The following is a 25,822-nucleotide window of genomic DNA, read 5'->3' as shown; positions in this document are numbered from 1 at the left end:
CTATTCTCCTGCTCTAAATTTATTTTTTTAAAAATATTATTTTTTGTTCTTTATTTCTTCAAATTCTGCGTCTACTACTTCTCCATTCGGATCAGAAGTACTATTAGAAGACTGAGACTTAGATTGTTCTTGATGTTTTTGACTGGCTTCCAATAATTTTCCAGAAACTTTAATTAAAGACTGAATTTTGGATTCAATTTCATTTTTATCTTCTTTTTTTATGACTGATTCCAATTCTTTTAATGCACCTTCTATAGCAGATTTATCGTCTAATGATATATTATCACCAACTTCCGTTAATTGTTTCTTGGTGCTATGCAACAAATGATCAGCTTGATTTCGAATTTGTACTAACTCTTCAAATTTACGATCTGATTCAGCATTAGCCTCTGCTTCTTGAACCATTTTATTAATTTCTTCTTCATTTAAACCAGAAGAAGCTTTAATAGTAATTTTTTGTTCACGTCCGCTATTTTTATCTTTAGCAGATACATGTAAAATACCATCAGCATCAATATCAAAAGTCACTTCAATCTGAGGTATACCACGCATCGCCGCTGCTATTCCATCTAAATTAAATTGTCCCAACGATTTATTATCACTTGCTCTCTTTCTTTCTCCTTGTAAGACATGAATAGTAACAGCAGATTGATTATCTTCAGCGGTAGAGAAAATCTGACTATGTTTAGTAGGAATAGTAGTATTTTTAGCAATTAATGAAGTCATAACTCCCCCCATCGTTTCAATCCCTAAAGATAATGGGGTCACATCCAACAACAACACGTCTTTTACATCTCCAGACAATACCCCTCCTTGCACTGCCGCTCCGATAGCAACAGCTTCATCAGGATTGACATCTCTGCGAGGCTCTTTTTGAAAAAATTCAGATACTTTTTTTTGAACAAGAGGCATGCGAGTCTGCCCGCCTACTAAAATAACATCATTTATATTAGACACAGACAAGTTAGCATCTTTGAGCGCTACTTTTAGAGGCTCCATAGTACGATTAACTAAATCTTCTACTAAGGATTCTAATTTAGCACGGGTTACTCTAATATTCATATGCTTCGGTCCAGTATTATCTGCTGTAATATACGGTAAATTCACATCAGTTTGATGTGAAGCAGATAATTCTATTTTTGCTTTCTCTGCTGCCTCTTTCAGTCGTTGCATTGCTAACGGATCATTATACAAATTAATACGTTGATCTTTTTTAAATTCATCTGCTAAATAATTTATTAAAAGGCTATCAAAATCTTCGCCCCCTAAATGAGTATCTCCATTAGTAGACAGCACTTCAAAAGTTTTTTCCCCATCAACATCATCAATTTCAATAATTGAAATATCAAAAGTCCCCCCCCCTAAATCATATACCGCAATTGTACGATTCCCTCTGGTTTCTTTATCTAAACCATAAGCTAATGCTGCAGCAGTCGGTTCATTTATAATTCTTTTAACCTCTAAACCAGCAATACGTCCGGAATCTTTAGTAGCTTGACGTTGAGCATCATTAAAATAAGCCGGAACTGTAATAACTGCTTCAGAAATTTGTTCTCCAAGATAATCTTCTGCGGTCTTCTTCATCTTTTTTAAAATTTCAGCGGAAACCTGAGGCGGTGCCATCTTTTGACCTTTAACATCTAACCAAGCATCTCCGTTGTCAGCAGAAATTATTTTATACGGCATGATATTTACATCACGCTGCACTTCTGTATCTTGGAACCGACGACCAATTAATCGCTTAATAGCAAATAAAGTATTTTTAGGATTAGTAACAGACTGCCGCTTAGCTGGTTGACCAACTAAAATTTCTCCATCTTGTGTATAAGCAATAATGGAAGGAGTTGTACGATCACCTTCACTATTTTCTAATACACGAGGCTTATTCCCTTCAATAATTGCAACACAAGAATTGGTTGTCCCCAAATCTATGCCAATAATTTTTCCCATCTATACATCTCCACTGAAAAATCAATTTAACCACACCATGCACCTGATATGCGGTCGAAACTGTACTTTTCAACCTTAAAACAAATTTGTTTTCAAAACTTTTCAAAAAACATTATATGAATTTAAGATAATTAATTATTTTGTAAAAATCACTAATAAAATTATAAAATACCTATATATAGCAAACGGATTATTCATATAATTATTTAATTTTATTCATCACTACTCTTCACAAAACATCACCTTGTTATATATATTTTATATAATTATTTTTAATCTTATTAAATGTATTAACGAACGCAAAATATAAAAAATACTAGATTTTAATATAACACATATATGTTTGTAGTATATGAATAATATTTTAAGACATTATGCTTAAAATTAGGTTGCGTAATGAAGAGAAACATGTAGGTATGTTATACGATAAAACAGGTAATTTCATACGTTCTTTTAATACAATTGGTAATATTAATTGTATCTTTTTTTTTAAAAAATCTTCTACTAACTCTTTAAATTTAACAGGGTGAGCAGTACCAAGAAATATACCAAATTCATCAGAATGTAATTTATCACACAATGATCGATATGCTACAGCGGTATGAGGTTCGGAAAGATATCCTAAATCTGCAATTTCTTGGACTGTTTTCTCGGTGAGAAAATCATTAACACAACCATATTCCAATTCTTTAATGGATTTATTTTCTCGACGAAACAATTCTTCTATTCTAGACCAATTATTTGGAGAGCTTACATCCATAGCATTAGAAAACGTTGAAAGAGTAGGACGAGGTTCCCAATAACCAAACTCTAAAAATCTAGGCACAGTATCATTAATATTAGTAGCAGCAATAAACTTCTTTACTGGTAATCCACAAGATTGAGCTAATAGTCCTGCTGTTAAATTTCCAAAATTACCGCTAGGAACCGCAATAACTAATTTATTACGCATTTGATGCGGTAATTGTGATACCCCTTCAAAATAGTAACAAATTTGAGCTAATAATCGGGCAATGTTAATGGAATTCGCAGAATTTAAATTTAATTTCTGTCGCAGTACACTGTCATCAAAAGCTTTCTTAACTAAACGTTGACATGAATCAAAATCTCCATTTACTGATATTGTAGAAATATTGCCTCCTAAAGTGCAAAATAATTTTTCTTGTAATGCACTAATCTTGCCTCTAGGGTAAAGAATTATAACATGTATATTGCTTAAATTAAAAAAAGCATGGGCTACAGCAGCACCTGTATCTCCAGAAGTAGCAGTCAGAATAACCATCGGTTTATCAGAACAATGGTTAGTCTGATTTAACATTTGCGCCATTAATCGGCTTCCAAAATCTTTAAAAGCCAAAGTTGGGCCATGAAAAAGTTCTAAAATTGCAACATTATTATTTATACACACTAATGGGACTGGAAAATTAAAAGCATTTTTAACACAAGTTAATATACTATTTTTTGATAATTCAGAGCCAATATATGTAGACAAAATATGCGTACTACGTTCTATAAAACTCATTTCTAAGAGAGAATTTATTTCAAATATAGAGAATTTTGGAAGATCTTTTGGGAAAAATAACCCCTGATTTTTTCCTAATCCTTGTAAGAGAGCTTGAGTAAACGTGACTTGTTCACTAGGTTGATTAATATTATATAGTTTCATTAATTATTCACCATAATACGCGCTCCAAGATTATCTAAAGAACAGATTCGAATAAACCCTGAATTATTTTGTAAATAAAAACGTGATAACCAATCAGAAATATCTTCTATTACATCGTGATTGTTACATAATACAAAAACTGTTGGACCAGATCCTGAAATACCGCAAGATATAGCACCTCTCTTCATAAGATTATGCCGTATACAAGATAATTCAATCGGAAACAATCGTGATCGATAAGGTTCTGCAATGATGTCCTTCATACATCTAATTGCTAAATATTCTTGTTTAGTATGGCAAGCATGTACAAATCCGGATAGATATTGACTATGATTAATACAATCTTCACGATCATATTTATTTGGTAATACTGATCGAGATACTGCTGTAGATATTTTAATACCTGGATACGCTACAATCCACAACCAATCATCAAAGCTAGGTATTATCTGGTTAACAATATTACAATTCTGCAATATTAAACGCATACCTCCTAAAAAACAAGGAGACACATTATCAAAATGAATTGAACCAGAAATTTTACCTTCCATTTCCCCCATTAACATGAGCAATTGATCTGTATTAAGTGGACATCCACAATGATAATTCATTGCTACCAATCCAGCTACTATGGAACAAGCGCTAGAACCCAAACCAGAAGCAACAGGAATATTTTTTTCCAATTTAATACTTAAAAAATATGTTTGTCCTAAAATTTCACAAAACTTTCTCCAACATTGGAATACGATATTTTCTTCTAATTGTATTGGTAATTGACTATGAAAAAATCCTGTACTTCTTAAACTAAATGCATTAGCATGCTCGATGCTAATGCAATCTCCAAGTAAGCTACCATTTATTGGAGCAATTGCCATACCTAACGTATCAAACCCTACTCCAATATTAGCAATAGACGCTGGCGCATAAACTCTGACCATATCCACACACATCCTTACTATGATAAAGTGCGTAATAAATCTGCAAATACTCCGGCTGCTGTAACATCATTACCTGCTCCATAGCCACGTAATACCAATGGTAATGGTTGATAATACCGAGTAAAAAATGCAAGAGCATTTTCTCCATCTTTTACTTTAAATAATGGATGATTATTATTTATAGATTCGATTTGCACACGACACTGTCCTTCCTGTATATTCCCAACATAACGCAATACATGTCCTAATTTATACGCCCTTTGAGCTTTATCATAAATAATATCATCTAATAAAGACAATTTTTTAAAAAAACTATCCGTATCATTTTTATTTATAAAATTATATGGTATTACTGGATCGACTTGAATATCATTCAATTCTAATTCATACCCAACTTCTCGTGCTAAAATTAATAATTTTCTAGCTACGTCTATACCAGAAAGATCATCTCGGGGATCCGGTTCAGTATAGCCTTTCTGCTGAGCTAATAAAGTTGCAGCAGATAATGATAATCCTTCATCTAATTTTCCAAAAATAAATGATAAAGATCCAGATAAAATACCTGAAAAACTAATTAATTCATCTCCAGCATTTAATAAATTTTGCAAATTTTCTATAACTGGTAATCCAGCTCCGACATTAGTATCATATAAAAATTTCCTTCGTGATTTTATCACGATATCCCTAAGTCTTCTATACTGTTCCATAGATCCAGTATTAGCTTTTTTATTTGGTGTAATCACATGACAACCATGTGACAAAAAATCTACATAATAATTAACTACGTCAATACTACTAGTGCAATCAGCAATAACTGGATTTAATAAATGATTTTCTTGTATAATTTCCATTAATTTTTTTAAATTACAAGATTCATGAGTTTTCTTTAAAGAAGATTCCCAGTCATTTAAATCAATCCCATTTATGTCGATACACATCATTCGGGAATTAATAATACCACATACTCGTAAGTCGACATGTTTATTTTTTAACCAATATCTTTGACGGCGAATTTGTTCTATTAAAGCAGTACCAACGCCTCCAGATCCAATAATAAATACTTCTATTAATTGATCAGTACTAAATAACATTTGATGAGCTACTCTAATTCCAATAGCAGTAACATTGTTTTTTACCACCACCGAAATAGAACGCTCTGAAGATCCTTGAGCAATTGCAATAATATTAATATTAGCACGAGCTAATGACTCGAACAATTTGCTAGACAAACCAAGTTGCGTACGCATGCCATCTCCCACAACTGAAATAATTGCGAGATCTCGTATGACATCTATTGGCTCCAAAAGTCCATTTTTTAATTCTAAATTAAATTCTTCATTTAATGCAGTGCAAGCTTTTGATAACTCTTGATAAGGCACGCAAAAACTGATGCTATACTCAGAAGATGATTGAGTGATTAACACTACTGAACATATAGCTTGAGACATTGCAGAAAACACACGAGCGGCCATTCCAATCATGCCTTTCATTCCCGGTCCAGAAATATTTAACATTACCATATCATTTAAATATGTAATTCCTTTAACTATATTAGTCACATCATTATTAATTGATCCAATTAATGTTCCAGGAGCATCAGGTTTGAAAACATTTTTTATTAAACAAGGTATATGAAATTGAGCAATCGGCACAATAGTACGTGGATGTAAAATTTTAGCTCCAAAATAAGACAGCTCCATAGCCTCTTGATAAGATAATGAATTTAATAATTTTGCATTAGGTACTTGACGCGGATCACACGTATAAATCCCGTCTACATCTGTCCAAATTTCACAACGACTAGCACCTAAACAAGCCGCTAAAATCGCAGCTGAATAATCAGAACCATTTCGACCTAAAGCAACTAATTCACCCTGCTCATTTCCAGCAGTAAATCCGGCCATTAATATAATATCTAAATGAGAAATAGGTATATTTTTAATACGCCGTGCAGATTCTTCAATATTTACCATGGAGGTCAGATATTCTTCTCTTCCTTGTGCTATAATATTATCCACTGGATTAATAACAGTTATTTGGAGATTCCTCGCATTTAAAAGACTTTCCATTAAAATAATAGACAACTTTTCCCCCAAACAAATAATATTAGCATTTATATTATCTGGACAAAATTTTAACAATGAAATTCCATGCAATAAATTTTTTAAACGAATAAACTCTTGTTCTAATATAAGACGCAAAGTTATATGATTAAATCCTGGTTGAATTTGTGCTATATCTTCCAACAAAGTATTAAAAATAGTTTCTATATTGTAAATATGTTCACATACAGAACTACCATTTAATGTACAATCAATAACTGATACTAGATAATTAGTAATCATTGCAGGCGCCGATAACACCGCTGCTATTTGTTCTTCTTGCGCGTTTTTTTCAAGAATATTGGCGACATGGATAAACTGATTTGCATTAGAAAGTGCAGTACCGCCAAATTTCAATACTCGCATATTTTATCTCCTAAATATGACTCTAATATCCTGAATTTTCATTAATAAAAATAAACAGCAAAGATCACGTAATATTTATCCATCTTACTACTATGCTTTATTAGATAAATAATTATAATAAATAGTTAAAAATTATAACAAACACACATTATATCTAATTATATCATTATATTAATTAATGTAGTACTATCTACAATAAAAATTTTTAAAAATAATCAATTATTATTTGAGTATATAAAGGCTATACTAATGTAGTAATATCTGTTTTGGCAAAAATTATCAAAATATATATACCTACATATACGCAAATACTTTTTATATATACATACAATACATATTGTATACATTTAATTAAAAATAGATCATCTATTCATAATAGAACGGTTTCAGTAATATTAATATATTTATATACTTAAATATTCTTATGTTTGCACATAAAATACACCAATTTATTTTAATAAAAATAGCAATAAAAAATAAAATTACTCATTCTCAATGAGATGTTTATATTCTATAAAAAAGATATTCTTATATTTTTTGATATCAAAAAACTTAATATTGATCAAATCAAAAATTAAAGTAGGAGTAAATAGATTAATTAAAATAACATATTTTATAATTCACGTTTAAGCATCGTGTAGTTTGTTGAACCACATTTAACATTAATTTTTTATTGGAAATAATTTTCGACGTTTTTAGTAAAAACCACGCATATAGTTTTACATTCATATTATAAATACTCTAGCAGTTAATAACTATTGTTAATTTTAAAATTAATATAATTCAATAGAATCAGGATATAAATTCTATTTATCTAACAAATTTTTATTTACATTACATCAAATCATCAGTATGTTGTAGAAGAGGTTGTATGCATATAATTTTAAAAATTAAAAATCAAGATAACATCACTGTATTATTTTTTATATATTTTTTATTACCGATAAAATATTGATTAAATAATTTAAATATTCAGTCTAATACCACTAATTTGTCGCCATAAATCACGCTTTGCGTGAATATCACATTTTAATATTGACAAGGCAGGAGTAGTTAGACATATACTATTCAAATTATTTGATACTTTAGTACCAATCCACCAACAATAATAAGAAAACTCTGATGGAATAATTAGAATTTTAATTTGGTTAGTAGTCAACGCGCATACTTCTCTAGGATTAATCTGCATGGCACGTATAACATCTTTAACAAAAGGATCATTTAATGATATCGGAACATCCGGTGATATTAATACTAACCGAAGAGATGGCCATAACTTAATCGGATTTATGCTGTCTAAAACTACAGGATATCGTAATTTCCAAAGTGTAATACCTAATTCCTGAAAAATAAACGTATGTGGTTTATTTCTATTATTAGTAAGCATAGTTATTCATATTTCACATATCATTATTTAGTAGAAAATAATACAAATAATTTATTCTGATAATAATGTTCATATATTTAATATATGTACTAAAAAATAATTAATTTAAAATGATGTTACTTCATCTGAATTATATACATTTCCAATTAAATATTTTGTTATCAATGTACATCATTACATGAGGACATATTACCTAAAAATTTCATATTTATTGGTTTATTTAAAATACGTGCATGAGACAACTGCGTTAATATTTTGTTGCTAGATAACCCTTTGTCTAACTCAATAATAGCATGAAAGGAAAATAATTTAATATTACCTATTTTGTGATAGCGAATATTAGCAATATTATTCGAAAGCACTCTAATAATATGACGTATTTTAACTCCATCATTACGCCCTACTGATATGTGATAAGCATCCATATTATCAGAAATTTTAGATTGCAACTTAGTTTTAATAACTCTATTTTCGACACGAAAACAATTTTGACGATTACTACTATTTATGCGTATTTTAGAAACTGATTTATTTTTAATAATCGGATCTGGAGGAAATACCAATGGACGATTGCCTTGCGCTATTTTCAGCAAAACAGCTGCTAAATTTTCCGTTGTCAAGTCTCTTCTAGGTTTTATTTGAGGTAATAGAGATCGATATACATCCAAATCATCATTCTCGGTACTTAATTGATATTCTACTTTATTCGTAAATCTCGATAATCGACAATCAAATAAAGTTTTAGAGGTAGGATACTGAACCTCTGGAATTTTTAGTTTTATTTTACGTTCAATATGACGCAACAAACGATATTCTTTATGCTCTACAAATAATAAGGATTTTCCCATACATCCTGCTCTACCAGTTCTACCTATACGATGTATATAGGCATCAGAATTTATTGGTATATCATAATTTATTACTAAACTAATACGATGAACATCTAATCCGCGTGCAGCAACATCAGTAGCTATAAGAATATCTAACTTACCATGCCTTAATCGATCTAATGTCTGATGTCGTACTGTTTGATTCATATCTCCATTCAAAGCTGCACTATTATAACCAAATCTCTCTAATATTTCGGAAATCTCCAACGTTGCATATTTAGTACGAACAAAAACAATAGCTGCATCAAAATCTTCTGTTTCTAAAAAACGCATTAAAGCCTCATGTTTAGCGATTCCTGAATGTACTAACCAATAACTTTGTCTAATATTAGCACACATGCTAGTATTAGAATGAATAAATACTTCTTTTGGATTATTCATAAATCGATAACTTATACGACGAATACCCATAGGTAAAGTAGCAGAAAATAACGCTGTTTGACGTTTAACTGGAATATTTTTAATGATACGCTCTACATCTTCAAGAAATCCCATACGCAACATTTCATCAGCTTCATCTATTACTAAGGTTTTTAATTGAGATAAATTAGCAGTTCCACGGTTTAAATGATCTATTAGTCTACCTGGAGTACTTACTATAATATGAGGTCTCTTATTTAAAGCGCTTAATTGAATGCCATAACTTTGCCCTCCATATAAAGTAACAACATTTATTTTTTTCATATATTTTGCAAAATTAGAACACACTCTCCCAATTTGTATCGCCAACTCTCGAGTAGGCGTTATAATTAAACCTTGAGAACAAGAATTGTTAATATCAACATTATGTAATAATGGTAAGACAAATGCCGCAGTTTTTCCGCTACCTGTATGCGCCATTCCTAACACATCATATCCAGCTAATAAATATGGAATGCATTGAATTTGAATAGGTAAAGGTTTTGTATACCCAACATCATGTAAAACATTGACAATATAACGATTTAATCCTAAATCTATAAAAGAGTCTACAGTTTTCGACATCTGTGATTACCTCATTTTAATAAACAATTAACTGTATAAAATACATATCAAAACCCTTTTAAAAACACAAAAAATACACATGCCTACATGCATACAGAAGGATTAAAGTTATTTCAATAACAACGCTCTCGTCATACATATACTGCGTTTGCAATAACTACAATTAAAAATAAAATTAACAATATTGATTATAACTTCATGAATACGAGTATAAATTCCTTTTCATAAAGAAGAAAAAACTAATTCTTGAAATACTATGAAATATTAACTATATATATACTTTTTATAAGTTATGATAATAGTGTATCATTAATTCAATTAATTTATTTCCTGAGTACCCACATTTATCTTGTATCATAATTTATTCTATTGAGCATCAAATGATTTAATTTGCTTTATTTTAAAATTATAATATGAATTATCTTACACAATTGTATTGTCGCCATATATTTACCCTAATATATGCTTAATATTATTAAGATTTTTATTGTTATAAATTTCAGCACCCAACCTAATTACCTTGAATTGTCACCAATCTTTTCTATGTAATCCTCCGTGCAACTACAATTATCTCACATACGTAAACATATAAAATTTTATCACAGTAAAATACTATGTATGCTATGCACTCGCTTGATGTACTCCTTTCATACTCAAACGAATTCGTCCCTGACGATCTATTTCTAACACTTTTACTAATACTTTTTGCCCTAATTTCAAATAATCAGTTACTTTATTTATTCTTCTTTCAGAAATCTGGGAAATATGAACTAACCCTTCTTTTCCAGAAAGGATAGTAACGAATGCCCCAAATTCCACAATATGACTAACTTTTCCAGTATAAACGGCTCCTATTTCAACGTTTGCAGTGATATCATTAATTCTACGAATAGCTTGTTTTGCTTTATCATAATCTAAAGCAACTATTTTTATGATACCATTATCTTCAATATCGATAATAGTATTAGTTTCTTCAGTCAATGAGCGAATAACTGACCCTCCCTTTCCTATAACATCTTTAATTTTATCTGGATTAACTTTAATGCTATATATCCTGGGAGCAAATTTAGAGATTTCCTGATTAGGAAACTTAATAATTTGTTCCATAACATCTAATATTTGCAGTCGAGCATTTTTTGCTTTTTTTAACGCAATATTTATTATATCATACGTAATCCCATCTGTTTTAATATCCATTTGCAATGCTGTTATGCCTTGACGACTACCAGATACTTTAAAATCCATATCTCCAATATGATCTTCATCGCTAACAATATCAGATAATACTACGAAATCGTTTCCTTCCTTAATCAGACCCATAGCAACACCAGCAACTGATGCTTTAATCGGTACTCCAGCATCCATCAACGCTAATGATGTACCACAAATAGATGCCATGGAGGACGATCCATTAGATTCAGTAATTTCTGACACTACACGTATTGTATACGGAAACTCATTAGCATTAGGCATAACTGCTAACATACCCCGTTTGGCTAAACGTCCATGTCCTATTTCTCTCCTTTTTGGAGCTCCTATGACACCTATTTCACCTACACAATATGGTGGAAAATTATAATGTAATAAAAATCTATCCACACGAATACCAGTTAATCCATCAATATTCTGTGCATCACGTTCTGTGCCAAGCGTAACAGCAACCAGCGCTTGAGTATCGCCTCTAGTAAATAATGCTGATCCATGAGTACGTGGTAATATGCCTGTTTTTATATCTATTTTCCGAATTGTATCTTGTGAACGTCCATCGATACGTAATTTGTTCGTTAAAATACGATAACGAATTGATTGTGCTTCTAAATAATTTAAAAGATACATTATTTCTTTTTCATCTACAGCGGCATGCTGGTAACTATTAAGAACGGTTTTTACTATATCTTTCTTAATACTATCAACTTGAGCATGACGCTCTTTCTTATCAAAAAAACAATATATATCTTGCGCACGAGACTCATACAATTCAGATAAATACGTTTTTAAAGATATATTCACTTCCTTTTCGTTCCAAGAATACTTAGTTTTTCCAACTTTTTTAACTAATTTATTAATATTATGAATCACTATTTGTTGTTGTTCGTGACCAAATATAATAGCGTCTAAAATTTCTTTTTCACTTAGTAAACACGATTCTGATTCCACCATCAAGATATTAGATTCAGTCCCTGAAATCACCAAATCTAACTTACTATTAGATAACTCTGTTGCTGTTGGATTTAATACATATTGATTTTTAATATAACCAACTCTAGCTGCTCCAATGGGTCCAAAAAATGGAATATCAGACAAACTCAATGCAGCAGATACTCCTATTATTGCTACAATATCTGGATTTACTTGCGGATTTACTGATACTACCGTAGCAACTACTTGTACATCATTAATAAATCCCTTAGGGAATAACGGCCGAATAGGACGATCAATCAATCGAGACGTTAATATTTCGTTTTCACTTGGTCGACCTTCTCGACGAAAAAAACCTCCTGGAAATTTTCCAGCAGCATAAGTGCGTTCTTGATAATTTACAACAAGAGGAAAAAAATCTTGTTCTAATCTTACTTGATTAGAACTAACTACTGTAACTAATACTGTAGTATCACTCATACTCACCATGACTGCAGCATTTGCTTGACGAGCTATGGTTCCAATATCTAAAATTACAGTATGCTGTCCATATTTAAATTTATGAATAATCGGATCTAACAAAATAATATCCTTTTTATAATTTAATATATAATTTTTTAATATGTCTAAACAATCATAAGAACATCATGATCTTAAATATAAAATTAAAAAATTTCATTTTCTAATTTATTTTAAAAACTCCTTAATAAATAAAAAATATCATCAAAACATGTATATTCTTCACAAACTAAATTATATTAATGACGTAATCCTAAATTTCGTATTAAATTAGTATAATGTAACATGTTATTTTCTTTTAAATATTTCAATAATCTTCTCCGATGAGCGACCATCTTAAGTAATCCTCTGCGACTATGATGATCTTTTTTATGTTTTAAAAAATGATGCTTCAAATGATCAATGCGTTTAGTTAACAGAGCAACTTGTACCTCAGTAGAACCAGTATCTTTAACGTTACGACCAAATGTAGAAATTATTTCTCTTTTTTTTTCAACACTCCAAGACATGGACAACACCTTTTATGTAAAAACTATATTTAATTTGAAGGTAAATTATATTTAATAAATTAAATAAAATTGAAATCAATATTCAATTTTCTATTGTATTCCTCTATTTAATTAAAAAATACATTAAACAAAAATAGAAAATATATTTCTTTGATTTTATATATTATCTGTATCTATCATAAAAATACAATAAAAACTGTCTAACCCTTATAAACACCAGCAATAACACATATAATCAACACTCATACGTTCACGTAATTTGACTGTATCAATTATCAAAATGCATCCATTTTATATTCTTGATGCAAGAATAACATATATAGAAAATGTCAACATTTTTCATTGGATATATTCGCAAACTCAAGCATGATCATATGCATTGGTATCAAGAATGCATCTAATTTGCAAAACACTTGTACATCATCAAAAGAATCATTGTAAAAAATAGCTTCTAAAGTTGCTGGATTTATCATAGAAGAAGAAATGTACTGTCCTACTGATAAACGACGTAATTCTATTACATGTGCTCCACAACCTAAATACTCTCCAATATCATTCACTATACTACGAATATAAGTACCCGTAGAACAATGGACATCTAACTCGATAATATTTTCTTTTTTTTTAATAAGACTCAGATTGTATATATGAATCGACCTGGGTTTTCTAGGAAAATGTATTCCTTTTCTGGCGTATTTATATAAAGGTAATCCACGATATTTTAATGATGAAAACATAGGAGGAATTTGATTTCTTATTCCTCTAAACGATTCCAAACATTGTTCTAATATATAATCATTTGACTGTACAGGCGACACACTAATAATCGTCCCATCTGAATCAAAAGTATCAGTACTTACTCCCAGCTGAGCGCTGACTTTATATCGTTTATCAGAATGTAACAAGTATTTAGCAAACTTAGTCGCTTTACCAAAACAAACAGGCAGCATTCCTGTGGCTAAAGGATCCAAAGTACCAGTATGTCCTATTTTTTTAGCATTAAACAATTTTTTGATCTTATTTAAGAATAAACCAGAAGATATTCCTTTAGGTTTATCTAATAATAAAATGCCATTAATATCTCTATTTCTTACATTCTTATATCGCTTCACTAGAAACCTTAATGCATTATTAATTTAACTTTTATATCATAATTTCTCTGTAGCAGAAATTAAACTACATACTTTTGCTCCTTCAATTAATGAAGAATCATACTTAAAGAATAATATAGGCGCTACACGTATACACATAGTATTAGCTAATAAAAAACGAATAAACCGTGAAGCACGTTGTAATATCATAACAGCAGTATCTATTTCCTCGGGACCTTCTTTATTAATAAAAGTCACAAAAATATTAGCATTTTTTAAATCTTTAGATACTTGCACTCCTGAAATAGTAGGTATACCTATTCGAATATCATCGATCTTATGTTGCAAGATAATAGAAACTTTTTTATGTATTTCATGAGCAATACGCTGAGTACGATAACTATGTTGAAAGTACATCTGTCTACCTTCCGTAAAAAATAAACATGTATATCACATACAAATAAACACCCAATTGAATAATCTAATAATGAACATACTTAATCTCAGTTATACATGAGATATTTTTACCATATCAAACACTTCAATCATATCTCCAGAATGAATATTCTTATAATTTTTTATACCAATACCACATTCTATTCCACTGCGTACTTCATTAACATCATCTTTAAAACGACGAAGCGACTCTAACTCGCCTTCATACACTACTATATTATCTCTTATAACTCTAATTTTTTTATAACGTTTTATAATTCCCTCAACAACCATGCAACCAGCAACGTTTCCATATTTTGGAGAACGAAATACATTACGTACTTTTGCTAAACCAATAATTTCATGTTTATAGCGTGGCGCTAGCATACCATGTACTGCTTGTTTTACTTCATCTATCAAATCATAAATTACCGAATAATAGCGTACATCTAGCTGATCCGATTCAATTATACGCCGAGCAGTGGGATCTGCTCGAACATTAAATCCTAAAATAACCGCATTAGAAGCTGCTGCTAATGCAACATCAGTTTCAGTAATACCACCAATAGACGAAGACAAAATTTTGATTGTTATATTACCACCAGTTGATAAATTTTCTAAGGATTCACGAATAGCTTCAGAAGAACCTTTCGTATCAGATTTGACAATTAAATTTAATTCAGAAACCACACTAGTATTCTTAATACTGGAAAATATATTTTCTATGTTAGGTTCTTTTTGACGAGCCAATTTTATTTCACGAGATTTTCCTTGACGATACAAAGCTACCTCCCGAGCTTTTTTTTCGTTACGAACTACAATTACACTCTCCCCAGAAGCAGGTGATCCCGATAAACCCAATAATTCAACCGGGATTGACGGCCCAGCTGAAGTAATCTCATGCCCGAATTCATTACGCATGGCACGAACACGTCCATATTCTGTTCCACATAAAATTATATCACCACATTTTAATGTACCTTCACGCACCAGAACAGCAACTACAGGACCACGTCCTTTATCTAAAAAAGATTCAATGACTATGGCCCTTGCCATACCATGATGCACAACTTTCAACTCCAACATATCTGATTGCAATAAAATAGCATCTAATAAATTGTCTATTCCATTTCCTGAAGTAGCAGAAACATGTATAAATTGTGTATCGCCACCCCATTCTTCTGGAATAAGACCATGGTTATTAAGATCATTTTTTATTCTTTCAGGATTGGCTTCTGATTTGTCAATCTTGTTTATTGCTACAACCACGGGAACATTGGCAGCCTTAATATGCTCTATTGCTTCAATAGTCTGAAGCATAACTCCATCATCAGCGGCTACTACTAAAACAACGATATCCGTTATCTGAACCCCACGAGCGCGCATAGCAGTAAATGCTGCATGTCCTGGAGTATCAAGAAAAGTAATCATACCATTATCAGTACTCACATGATATGCGCCTATACTTTGAGTAATACCTCCTACCTCAGAAGAAGCTATTTTAGTTGAACGAATTCTGTCAAGAAGGGATGTTTTTCCGTGATCTACGTGGCCCATAATAGTAACTATTGGCGCTCTATTTGCGAGAGTAGTATCAGAACTTGTTATATCAATATCACGATCATTCATAATTAACTCTTCTAGTTCGTTTTCACGACGTAAAATAACATTATGACCCATTTCTTCTGCCACCAGTTGAGCAGTATCTTGATCGATAATTTGATTAATCGTTGCGATTATACCCAATTGCATCATCGTTTTAATGACACGAGAGCTTTTTATGGACATCTTATTCGCTAATTCAGCTACACTTATAGTTTGTCCAATAATAATATCACGGGTAATTGTTTGAACAGGTTTATTAAAAACTTGTACTAATGTGCTTTGTTTGCGCTTACTTTTATTAACACGATTCGGAATATATAACTCTTCTTCCATACCGAATTCATCAGATGTTGCCTCATATAAACGATGATGATTACCCCTTTTATGTTGTTTAGTCAATTTTCCGCCATTTCGATATCGTGTACGCACACGAGAGCGATTTCTTCTTTCATTTTCTAATTTTTGATTATTATTCTTCTCTAATAATTCAGGCATACAATACAATTTACTATTACTGGAGCTATCTCCTAAATTAGAAGGAATTGCATTTGTATTATTTAATTCAATGTCCCAACAATTTTTAGTCTTTTTTTTAAGCAACTGTGTTTCATCTGAGACTTGTAAAGACTTATCTTCAAATTTACGGGAGATTTTTCCTATGACTTTCTCTTTGTGCTCTATTAATTCAGAATAACGATGATTTTTTTTGGAAATTTTTGTTAATGATGACGGACCGAGAGTATTACTTATTTTTTTGTTGACCAATCTATTATTCTTTACAATTAGACTAGATGCTTCGCGATTAGCATCTAAAACCATTTTGTTTTTTACATCAATAAACTCTGTCTCTTGTAAAGTAGATTGTACATATGTAAGCTTCTTTCGTATCTCTATTTGTACTTTTTTATTTTTACCACCGACACTAGATACACTTAAAATACTACGTGTTTTTCGTTGTAATATTAATTTTTTAGATATGTCGCTTTTATTATTATTCATATACTTAAATAAAATTTCTTTTTCTCTTTGAGTTACAATACCTATTTCTGTTTTTAAAATGCCAATATATGAAAACCATTGTATTAATTGATCTACTGACATTTTCATTTCCGCAGCAAACGATTGTATGGTGGTATCTGTCATGGCTTTCCTTAATTATTACTAATAATAATATTAATGTTTGTTATCATTATTAAACCAACAAATATTGCGGGCTTCCATAATTAATTCTCCAATTTTTTCTTTAGTTAATCCTTCAATATCGGAAAGATCAGAAATATCTTGTTCAGCTAACTCTTCTAATGTAGAAATACCACGTTCAACTAATGTTAGTGCTAATTTATATTCAATATTAGGCAATCTCAATAATCCTGTAACGGGATGAATAACCGCCGCAGTATAATTATCTTCCTTAATATTTTTTTCATTATGAATCACAGAAAAATTCTTTAAAGCACTTTTTGCGCGATCCCTAATTATTTCTACCGTTTTTCTATCAAATTCTTTTATTGATAATAATTCTGTCATAGGCACATAAGCTAACTCTTCAAGCGAAGAAAACCCTGAATCAATTAAAATTTTAGCAAATTGCTCACTGATATTTAAGGAATGAATAAAAATATTTGTGATAGTACATATTTCAACTTGACGTTTCTTTTCCAGCTCATCTACAGTCATAATATTGAGTTCCCATCCGCTTAATTGAGATACTAAACGAATGTTTTGTCCATTCCTTCCAATAGCCTGAGGTAAATTAGTTTCCTCTACTGAAATATCCATTGTATGTTTATCTTCATCTATCACAATAGACGCAACATCAGCAGGAGACATAGCATTGATAACAAATTGAACAGGATTATCATCCCATAATATAACATCTACTCGTTCTCCTCCTAATTCACCAGACACAGCCTGAACACGTGCTCCTCTCATTCCTACACATGCTCCTACTGGATCAATACGCTTATCATTTGTTTTGACGGCAATTTTTGCCCGTGAACCAGGATCTCGCGCTGCGGCTTTAATTGTGATTAATTCTTCTCCAATTTCAGGTACCTCGATACGAAATAATTCAATCAACATTTCAGTCCTAGTACGACTGATAAGTAATTGAGGACCTTTAAAATCCGGTCGCACCAAATAAAGAATACCACGAATTCTATCTCCTAATCTAAAATTTTCACGCGGTAACATTTCTTCTCTATTAATCATGCCTTCAGCATTATTTCCTAAATCTATACTTATACTATCTCTATTAATTTTTTTTACTATACCTGTAACAATATCACCCTGTCGGTTTAAAAACTGTTCTATAATAATTGCACGTTCAGCTTCACGCACCTTTTGAACAATAACTTGTTTTGCGGTTTGAGTTGTAATACGATCGAAACTAATAGATTCAATGACATCTTCAACGTAATCACAAATTTGTACTTTTGGATTCTCAAATCGAGCTGCATCTAATGTAATTTCTTTAGTAGGTTGAGTTACTTGTTCCACTACAACCCACCTCCGAAATGTATTAATCTGACCTGATTTACGATCAATTACAACACGAACTTCAACATCTTGTTCATATTTCTTTTTTGTAGCGGCAGCCAATGCTGTTTCTAATGCTTCAAAAATTTTTTCTTGAGGTACAGCTTTTTCATTAGAAACTGCTTCTATAACAGCCAAAATCTCTTTATTCATCCCAGTTTCTCAAATGCTATTTCCTTAATAGCTATTATGTGTATATCATTGTGTAATTAAATTTTAAAAAACAATTCACCCCTACATCGTATTGAAAACATGATGTATTTGTAATTTATCGATTCAATTACAAAAACTATGATTATAATTGATAAAAATTAATTTAATCGTCCTATTCATATCAGACAACCTTGTAACATATAACAGAATTCTATTCGATATTATGAAATTAATAAACCTTGAGAAATTTCCATAGAAAATAATCAGTGATCTACTTATTTGATAGGTATGTTATCAACATGAAAAGAAATCTATTAATATTCTCTGAATATTAACTAAACATTTAACCATAACTAATTTAATATAATTGATATTATTTATGTAGCTCCTAATAATATCAACATATTTTCCATTATTCTTAAACTACAATACCAGGCTTAATCAGACACAGTATAACACACAACACGTATTATATTGCCTATAGTACAAATAAAGCAACCTACTTGATACGGTTGCGGGGGTCGGATTTGAACCAACGACCTTCGGGTTATGAGCCCGACGAGCTGCCATACTGCTCCACCCCGCGCCTGTACTAAAACAATAGGAATTGTATACCATATAACTTCGAAAAAGCAAATTATTTATATTATAAAACAATACCGAGGACGGGACTTGAACCCGTAATCTCAAATAAGAGAACTACCACCTCAAAGTAGCGTGTCTACCAATTCCACCACCTCGGTTATTAACAACCATCGATAATACGGATATCACATAGTAATACTTTAACTTATGTATACATTTCCGGTTACATACATTTTATATCTTTTTATTACATATAAAAAGATATCTTAATTCATTTGTTGTTGAAAAACTTACGCTTAAAATTTATATAATTTTATTAATCTTGCAATTGACTATTTTGTATATTATTTTGAATATACTTTTGATTTTGTTTGCTATTTATATTTCCCAATAACAAACTAAATAAAAAAAATAATATAGCTAAAATTACTATTAAACACGTTATACCATTATTGATACCTCCTGAACCTAACATATCTCCTAAAGAACGACTACTAAACATTCCTCCTGAATCATTACTTTTGTTTTGTTGTAACATAATCAACGTGATTAGAGCTATTGCTATAATTAAAAATATAACCAAAAAAAAATGATACATAATATTATATCGCCTTATACAAACATTTTATGTTTAAAAAAATAAATAATTTCCGAAACTAAACTACTAATATTTCTTTTTATATAAAAATACTATATAACTCACTTATATTATAATTATTCAATATACGCATAATATTTGAAGTAAATGACTATTGTATTGATTTTATTTCCGATCTTATTACAGAAGCGATCCTATTTGCTAAATATAATATTTTACCATAACAATTTCCCTCCACCATAATACGAATATATGGTTCAGTACCAGATTGACGCAGTAGCACGCGGCCTTGTTCAGATAACTCCTGTTCTGCTGCTTTAGTTTCTTTTCTAACCAAATCAGACTCTAAAGGGCTTTTAATACTAGAACAATATACGTTAACTAAAATTTGAGGCAATAAAGACACATCGTTGCATAATTCATGTAAACTTAAGCAATTATTTACCATTGCGGATAATACTTGAAGAGCAACAATAATACCATCTCCCGTGGTAGTTTTATCTAAAAGTACAATATGCCCGGAATTTTCACCTCCAATATTCCAACCCTGTTTTTTTAACATTGCAAGTACACAGCGATCACCGACATTAGAACGTATAAAAGGAATATTCAACTGTTTTAATGCCAATACAAGCCCCATATTACTCATAAGAGTCCCTACAATACCGCCTGTTAATTGCTTGCAATGTAATTTTTCTCGAGCAATAATATATAGCATTTGATCACCATCTACTTTATTTCCAAAATGATCAACCATAATGACCCTGTCTCCATCCCCGTCATAAGCAATACCTAAATCTGCTTTTTTTGCTAATACATGGGCACGTAATTGCCGAATATCTGTAGTACCACATTCTTTATTAATATTAACTCCATTTGGACGACACGCAATAGTAGTCACGTTAGCGCCCAATTCACGAAACACACTTGGAGCTATATGATAAGTAGCTCCATTAGCGCAATCTACAATTATTTTTAATTTTCTTAAACTGAGATGAGCAGGGAAAGTTCCTTTGCAAAATTCTATATAACGACCAGCTGCATCAACAATACGACTAGCTTTTCCTAACTCTTTTGGGTCAACACACGTTAAACATTTTTCTAATTCTATTTCTATAGAATGCTCTACTTCATTATCTAATTTAGTACCCTTAATAGAAAAAAACTTAATACCATTATCATAAAAAGGATTATGTGAAGCAGAAATTACAATACCAGCCTCAGCTCTAAAAGTACGAGTTAAATACGCAATAGCCGGAGTAGGCATAGGACCAGTTAATGCAGCTGACAAACCAGCAGCAGCTAATCCTGACTCTAATGCCGATTCTAACATATACCCAGAAATACGAGTATCCTTTCCAATAATAATGTAATTAGACCTACCGCCACTAAAACGACTTAATACTTTTCCTGCAGCCCAACCAAGCTTCAGAATAAAATCTGGAGTAATGGGAATGCTCCCAACTTTACCTCTAATTCCATCAGTACCAAAGTATTTGCGGCGCTTCATATTAATTTTTGTCCTTACTTTGTCTGCTGTTTCAACATCATACGCACCACTTTTAATGCTTCTGCTGTTTCCTTAACATCATGCACGCGAATAATTTGTACGCCTTGTATAGCTGCAATCACTGCGCAAGCAATGCTGCCTATTAATCTTTGTTTAGGATTATATGAATTAGAACTAAGATTAAGCATTGACTTGCGTGATATACCTACTAATAAAGGTAAACCAAAATGATGAAAATATTTCAAATTAGCTAATAGCTGATAATTATGTGATAAACTTTTCCCAAAACCAAAACCAGGATCAAGTAATAATTTATTTCTGCTAATACCCGCTGATTCAAAACGAGTGATTTGTTTAGTAAAATACTCGTTTACTGAATGTGTAACATTAGAATATATGGGAGCATTTTGCATTGTATTAGGTTCTCCTTGCATATGTACTAAACATACCGGCAATTTACAATATAATGCAGCTTTCAGTGCTCCTGTAGCAGTAAGAGAGCGGACATCATTAATCATATGAGCACCGATAGCTGCGCTCTCGCGTATGATTAACGCTGATGATGTATTTATTGAAATATAAGTATCAAAACGCTGTGCTATAGCACGTACTACGGGTATAACCCGATCCGCTTCTTCTTCATCACTGACAACATTGGATCCAGGTCGTGTTGATTCTCCTCCGACATCAATGCAAGTAGCGCCATAAGTAATCATATTAAACACATGATCAATTGCTTTAGGAAGGGTACAATAATTACCTCCATCAAAAAAAGAATCAGGAGTAATATTTAAAATCCCCATAATCTGAATTTCAGAAAAATCTAAAATACGTTTATTTGTAATCAATGTCATAAATTTAAAGACATCTCCAAACAGTATTTAAAAATTAATTTAGGTGATCTAATTCATATTAAAAACGTAAAATACTATTTAAGTCTGACAATAAGTCAATTTTTATTTTTATATAAAAATAATTACATATTATTGTGATGCAGCATCAGGATTATCATTGTAAGATTCGCTGTCTACTGACTTTGATTCTTTTATAGAAGAAACACAAGACTCCTTATTGCTATCATTAGTATCAGACACGCTATTTTCCCATCCAGATGGAGGATTAATTGATTTTCGATCCATCAAATCATTTATCTGAGATGCATTAATCGTCTCGTATTTTATTAACGCATCTTTCATAGAATGAAGAATATCCACATTTTTTATCAAAAGCTCACGAGCACGTATATAGTTTTTTTCAATCAGAAATTTAATTTCCTGATCAATAATACGAGCAGTTTCGTCAGACATATGCTTTTCTTTCGCCACTGAACGCCCAAGAAATATTTCTCCTTCTTCTTCTGCGTATAATAACGGACCAAGTTTTTCCGAAAACCCCCATTGAGTTACCATATTTCGAGCAATAGAAGTAGCTACTTTAATATCGTTAGAGGCGCCAGTAGATACTTTATTAGGGCCATAAATTATTTCTTCAGCAAGCCTACCCCCATATAATGTAGAAATTTGACTCTCTAATTTCTGTCGACTAGTACTAATTGCATCACCTTCTGGTAAAAAAAACGTTACACCTAAAGCACGTCCCCTAGGGATTATAGTTACTTTATGAACCGGGTCATGCTCCGGGACTAATCTACCAATTATAACATGACCGGCTTCATGATAGGCTGTGGATTCTTTTTGAGCTTCTGTCATCACCATGGAACGACGCTCTGCACCCATTACAATCTTATCTTTAGCTTTTTCAAACTCTATCATCGATACCATATGTTTGCTATCACGAGCAGCAAATAATGCCGCTTCATTCACTAGATTAGCTAAATCCGCTCCTGAAAATCCTGGTGTACCTCGCGCAATTACTAATATATCTACATCTGATGACAACGGTACATGACTGATGTGTACTTTTAATATTTGTTCTCGCCCCCTAATATCCGGTAATCCTACAACTACTTGCCGGTCAAATCGTCCTGGTCTTAATAAAGCTGGATCCAATACATCTGGACGATTAGTGGCAGCTATGACAATAATACCTTCTTTTCCTTCAAATCCATCCATTTCTACTAACATCTGATTTAAAGTCTGTTCACGTTCATCATGGCCCCCTCCTAAACCTGCGCCTCTCTGACGACCAACCGCGTCAATTTCATCAATGAAAATAATACATGGAGCAGCTTTCTTAGCCTGTTCAAACATATCCCGAACACGAGATGCTCCGACACCGACAAACATCTCTACAAAATCAGAACCCGAAATGGTAAAAAATGGAACTTTTGCTTCTCCCGCAATAGCTTTGGCTAAAAGTGTTTTTCCAGTTCCAGGAGGTCCTACCATTAAGACTCCTTTTGGAATTTTTCCACCTAGTTTTTGAAATCTGCTGGGTTCACGTAAATAATCTACTAATTCTTTCACTTCTTCTTTTGCTTCATCACATCCTGCCACATCAGCAAAAGTAGTTTTTATTTGATCTTCAGTTAGCATACGTGCTTTACTTTTACCAAAAGACATAGCTCCCTTTCCGCCTCCTTGCATTTGACGCATAAAGAAAACCCAAACCCCAATCAATAATAACATTGGAAACCAAGAAATAAAAATAGATGTAATTAAACTAGGTTCTTCTGGAGGCTCCCCAACAACCTTAACTTTTTTAGTTAAAAGAATGTCAAGTAATTTCGGATCATTTACTGGAATATAAGTAATATAACGATTACTATCCTTTTTAATAACCACAATTTCACGACCGTTAATGCGAGCTTCTTTAACTTGATCTTGGTTTAAATCATACATAAAAGTGGAATAATCCAATTTGCGACTGTTCGAGTCGCTAGGCCCAAAATTCTGGAATAAAGACATCAAGACTACTGCAATGACTAACCAGATACCCAGATTTTTCGCCATGTCACTCAAAAGATTAACCTCGCATTACAACAAAATTTAAATAATTTTAACATATCTACATATAAATTATGCTTACTTACGTTCTTTCGCTACAATATAAACCTCACGAGAATGAGACCTAGAGGCATCTGGCTTACGGATCCTTACTATGTTAAATAAGGAATGCACATCACACAAGTATTTATCCAAACCCTTTCCCTGAAAAACTTTCACTAAAAAAGCACCTCTACGCATTAATACGTTACGACATATATTTAACGCCAAATTTCCAAGATGTATGGATCGACTTACATCGATTATTGATATACCGGTTGTATTAGGAGACATATCAGATAAAACCACATTAACCTGTTTCTGTCCTACCCATTTATATAATATTTTAGAAATATTAGGATTAGAACAATCTCCTTTCAAAAAATTCACCCCAGAAATATTACGCATAGATAATATGTCACACGCTACAATACGCCCTGTCTTTCCTATTTTACTTTTTACATACAGCGCCCACCCGCCAGGTGCCGATCCCAAATCTATTACTGTCATACCAGTAGAAAACAATGTATCTATGCGATTTATTGCATCAAGCTTAAACCAAGACCGTGACCGCAGTTTCTGTCTTTGTGCTGCTTTCACATACTGGTCTTTGAAATGTTTTTGTAACCATCCTGAAGAACACATAGAACGTTTGCTATTTACCATATCGGGTTACTTCTCAAATATTTTATTGAATAAACAACATTGGTAAAATGGCGATAATTTCTATTTCTTTCAATCTTACTTAAACAAAAAATAAAAATTCCATAAAAATAAATAAATTTTTTGTGTATATCCAATTTTATATATTTTGCTAATTATTACAAATAGCGCGCATAAACATATATTTAATTGTAAATAATAAATATTTCAAAATAGATAAAAGTAAAAAATATAAATTTAATAATAATG

General features: G+C 31.6%; 17 protein-coding genes and 2 tRNA genes. All 19 read right to left on the bottom strand.

All coding sequences use genetic code 11. The features are described 5' to 3' along the window. Positions 1 to 36 precede the first annotated feature (36 nt). The gene (gene dnaK / locus BCHRO640_RS00585; protein WP_015344409.1) at positions 37 to 1,950 is read right to left on the bottom strand and encodes a molecular chaperone DnaK; all 1,914 of its coding nucleotides are present in this window, start codon (positions 1,948 to 1,950) and stop codon (positions 37 to 39) included. A gap of 364 nt (positions 1,951 to 2,314) precedes the next feature. Next, positions 2,315 to 3,616 (bottom strand): threonine synthase, encoded by a 1,302-nt coding sequence (gene thrC / locus BCHRO640_RS00580; protein ID WP_015344408.1) that lies wholly within the window; start codon positions 3,614 to 3,616, stop codon positions 2,315 to 2,317. Next, complete coding sequence (thrB, locus tag BCHRO640_RS00575) at positions 3,616 to 4,554, bottom strand: homoserine kinase (protein WP_015344407.1); 939 nt, start codon at positions 4,552 to 4,554, stop codon at positions 3,616 to 3,618. Before thrB ends, thrC begins: the two co-directional genes overlap by 1 nt. A gap of 17 nt (positions 4,555 to 4,571) precedes the next feature. After that, positions 4,572 to 7,022, bottom strand: a complete 2,451-nt coding sequence (gene thrA, locus BCHRO640_RS00570) for a bifunctional aspartate kinase/homoserine dehydrogenase I (protein WP_015344406.1) — start codon at positions 7,020 to 7,022, stop codon at positions 4,572 to 4,574. A 964-nt stretch (positions 7,023 to 7,986) separates the two neighbouring features. Continuing rightward, on the bottom strand, positions 7,987 to 8,409 hold the full coding sequence (locus BCHRO640_RS00565) for a DNA polymerase III subunit psi (protein WP_015344405.1): 423 nt from the start codon (positions 8,407 to 8,409) through the stop codon (positions 7,987 to 7,989). Between the two features lie 161 nt (positions 8,410 to 8,570). Continuing rightward, positions 8,571 to 10,283 (bottom strand): DEAD/DEAH box helicase, encoded by a 1,713-nt coding sequence (locus tag BCHRO640_RS00560; RefSeq protein WP_015344404.1) that lies wholly within the window; start codon positions 10,281 to 10,283, stop codon positions 8,571 to 8,573. A 621-nt stretch (positions 10,284 to 10,904) separates the two neighbouring features. Further along, complete coding sequence (pnp, locus tag BCHRO640_RS00555) at positions 10,905 to 13,004, bottom strand: polyribonucleotide nucleotidyltransferase (protein WP_015344403.1); 2,100 nt, start codon at positions 13,002 to 13,004, stop codon at positions 10,905 to 10,907. A gap of 176 nt (positions 13,005 to 13,180) precedes the next feature. Beyond that, positions 13,181 to 13,450 carry a 30S ribosomal protein S15 gene (rpsO, locus tag BCHRO640_RS00550; protein WP_015344402.1) on the bottom strand — a complete coding sequence of 90 codons (270 nt, stop codon included), beginning with the start codon at positions 13,448 to 13,450 and terminating at the stop codon, positions 13,181 to 13,183. A 329-nt stretch (positions 13,451 to 13,779) separates the two neighbouring features. Next, positions 13,780 to 14,562: a tRNA pseudouridine(55) synthase TruB gene (truB, locus tag BCHRO640_RS00545; RefSeq protein ID WP_015344401.1), complete on the bottom strand. Its 783-nt coding sequence runs from the start codon at positions 14,560 to 14,562 to the stop codon at positions 13,780 to 13,782. Between the two features lie 36 nt (positions 14,563 to 14,598). Continuing rightward, positions 14,599 to 14,958, bottom strand: coding sequence for a 30S ribosome-binding factor RbfA (rbfA, locus tag BCHRO640_RS00540; RefSeq protein ID WP_015344400.1), 360 nt, complete (start codon positions 14,956 to 14,958; stop codon positions 14,599 to 14,601). Positions 14,959 to 15,048: 90 nt separating this feature from the next. Continuing rightward, positions 15,049 to 17,724 carry a translation initiation factor IF-2 gene (gene infB, locus BCHRO640_RS00535; RefSeq protein ID WP_015344399.1) on the bottom strand — a complete coding sequence of 892 codons (2,676 nt, stop codon included), beginning with the start codon at positions 17,722 to 17,724 and terminating at the stop codon, positions 15,049 to 15,051. A 30-nt stretch (positions 17,725 to 17,754) separates the two neighbouring features. Beyond that, positions 17,755 to 19,272, bottom strand: a complete 1,518-nt coding sequence (gene nusA, locus BCHRO640_RS00530; protein WP_011282654.1) for a transcription termination factor NusA — start codon at positions 19,270 to 19,272, stop codon at positions 17,755 to 17,757. Positions 19,273 to 19,784: 512 nt separating this feature from the next. Further along, positions 19,785 to 19,858 (bottom strand) — tRNA-Met (locus BCHRO640_RS00525). A gap of 71 nt (positions 19,859 to 19,929) precedes the next feature. Continuing rightward, positions 19,930 to 20,015 (bottom strand) — tRNA-Leu (locus BCHRO640_RS00520). A 158-nt stretch (positions 20,016 to 20,173) separates the two neighbouring features. Further along, positions 20,174 to 20,455, bottom strand: a complete 282-nt coding sequence (gene secG / locus BCHRO640_RS00515) for a preprotein translocase subunit SecG (RefSeq protein WP_011282653.1) — start codon at positions 20,453 to 20,455, stop codon at positions 20,174 to 20,176. A 151-nt stretch (positions 20,456 to 20,606) separates the two neighbouring features. Then, positions 20,607 to 21,965: a phosphoglucosamine mutase gene (gene glmM, locus BCHRO640_RS00510; RefSeq protein WP_015344398.1), complete on the bottom strand. Its 1,359-nt coding sequence runs from the start codon at positions 21,963 to 21,965 to the stop codon at positions 20,607 to 20,609. A gap of 14 nt (positions 21,966 to 21,979) precedes the next feature. Beyond that, positions 21,980 to 22,819 carry a dihydropteroate synthase gene (gene folP / locus BCHRO640_RS00505; protein WP_015344397.1) on the bottom strand — a complete coding sequence of 280 codons (840 nt, stop codon included), beginning with the start codon at positions 22,817 to 22,819 and terminating at the stop codon, positions 21,980 to 21,982. A 129-nt stretch (positions 22,820 to 22,948) separates the two neighbouring features. Then, entirely contained in the window at positions 22,949 to 24,877 is a 1,929-nt protein-coding gene (gene ftsH, locus BCHRO640_RS00500; RefSeq protein WP_015344396.1) for an ATP-dependent zinc metalloprotease FtsH, read from the bottom strand. Positions 24,878 to 24,949: 72 nt separating this feature from the next. Further along, positions 24,950 to 25,576 carry a 23S rRNA (uridine(2552)-2'-O)-methyltransferase RlmE gene (gene rlmE / locus BCHRO640_RS00495; RefSeq protein WP_015344395.1) on the bottom strand — a complete coding sequence of 209 codons (627 nt, stop codon included), beginning with the start codon at positions 25,574 to 25,576 and terminating at the stop codon, positions 24,950 to 24,952. Between the last annotated feature and the right edge of the window lie 246 nt (positions 25,577 to 25,822).

Source organism: Candidatus Blochmanniella chromaiodes str. 640, assembly GCF_000331065.1.
GTDB lineage: Bacteria > Pseudomonadota > Gammaproteobacteria > Enterobacterales > Enterobacteriaceae > Blochmanniella > Blochmanniella pennsylvanica.
The sequence above is the reverse complement of the archived record's forward strand: the minus strand, read 5'-3'. Positions and strand labels throughout refer to the sequence as shown.

Excerpts from the sequence above, each read along its gene's own strand:
- dnaK (WP_015344409.1), bottom strand. The coding sequence starts at position 1,950 with ATGGGAAAAATTATTGGCATAGATTTGGGGACAACCAATTCTTGTGTT.
- thrC (WP_015344408.1), bottom strand. The coding sequence starts at position 3,616 with ATGAAACTATATAATATTAATCAACCTAGTGAACAAGTCACGTTTACT.
- thrB (WP_015344407.1), bottom strand. The coding sequence starts at position 4,554 with ATGGTCAGAGTTTATGCGCCAGCGTCTATTGCTAATATTGGAGTAGGG.
- thrA (WP_015344406.1), bottom strand. The coding sequence starts at position 7,022 with ATGCGAGTATTGAAATTTGGCGGTACTGCACTTTCTAATGCAAATCAG.
- BCHRO640_RS00565 (WP_015344405.1), bottom strand. The coding sequence starts at position 8,409 with ATGCTTACTAATAATAGAAATAAACCACATACGTTTATTTTTCAGGAA.
- BCHRO640_RS00560 (WP_015344404.1), bottom strand. The coding sequence starts at position 10,283 with ATGTCGAAAACTGTAGACTCTTTTATAGATTTAGGATTAAATCGTTAT.
- rpsO (WP_015344402.1), bottom strand. The coding sequence starts at position 13,450 with ATGTCTTGGAGTGTTGAAAAAAAAAGAGAAATAATTTCTACATTTGGT.
- rbfA (WP_015344400.1), bottom strand. The coding sequence starts at position 14,958 with ATGTACTTTCAACATAGTTATCGTACTCAGCGTATTGCTCATGAAATA.
- infB (WP_015344399.1), bottom strand. The coding sequence starts at position 17,724 with ATGACAGATACCACCATACAATCGTTTGCTGCGGAAATGAAAATGTCA.
- nusA (WP_011282654.1), bottom strand. The coding sequence starts at position 19,272 with ATGAATAAAGAGATTTTGGCTGTTATAGAAGCAGTTTCTAATGAAAAA.
- secG (WP_011282653.1), bottom strand. The coding sequence starts at position 20,455 with ATGTATCATTTTTTTTTGGTTATATTTTTAATTATAGCAATAGCTCTA.
- glmM (WP_015344398.1), bottom strand. The coding sequence starts at position 21,965 with ATGAAGCGCCGCAAATACTTTGGTACTGATGGAATTAGAGGTAAAGTT.
- folP (WP_015344397.1), bottom strand. The coding sequence starts at position 22,819 with ATGACATTGATTACAAATAAACGTATTTTAGATTTTTCTGAAATTCAG.
- ftsH (WP_015344396.1), bottom strand. The coding sequence starts at position 24,877 with ATGGCGAAAAATCTGGGTATCTGGTTAGTCATTGCAGTAGTCTTGATG.
- rlmE (WP_015344395.1), bottom strand. The coding sequence starts at position 25,576 with ATGGTAAATAGCAAACGTTCTATGTGTTCTTCAGGATGGTTACAAAAA.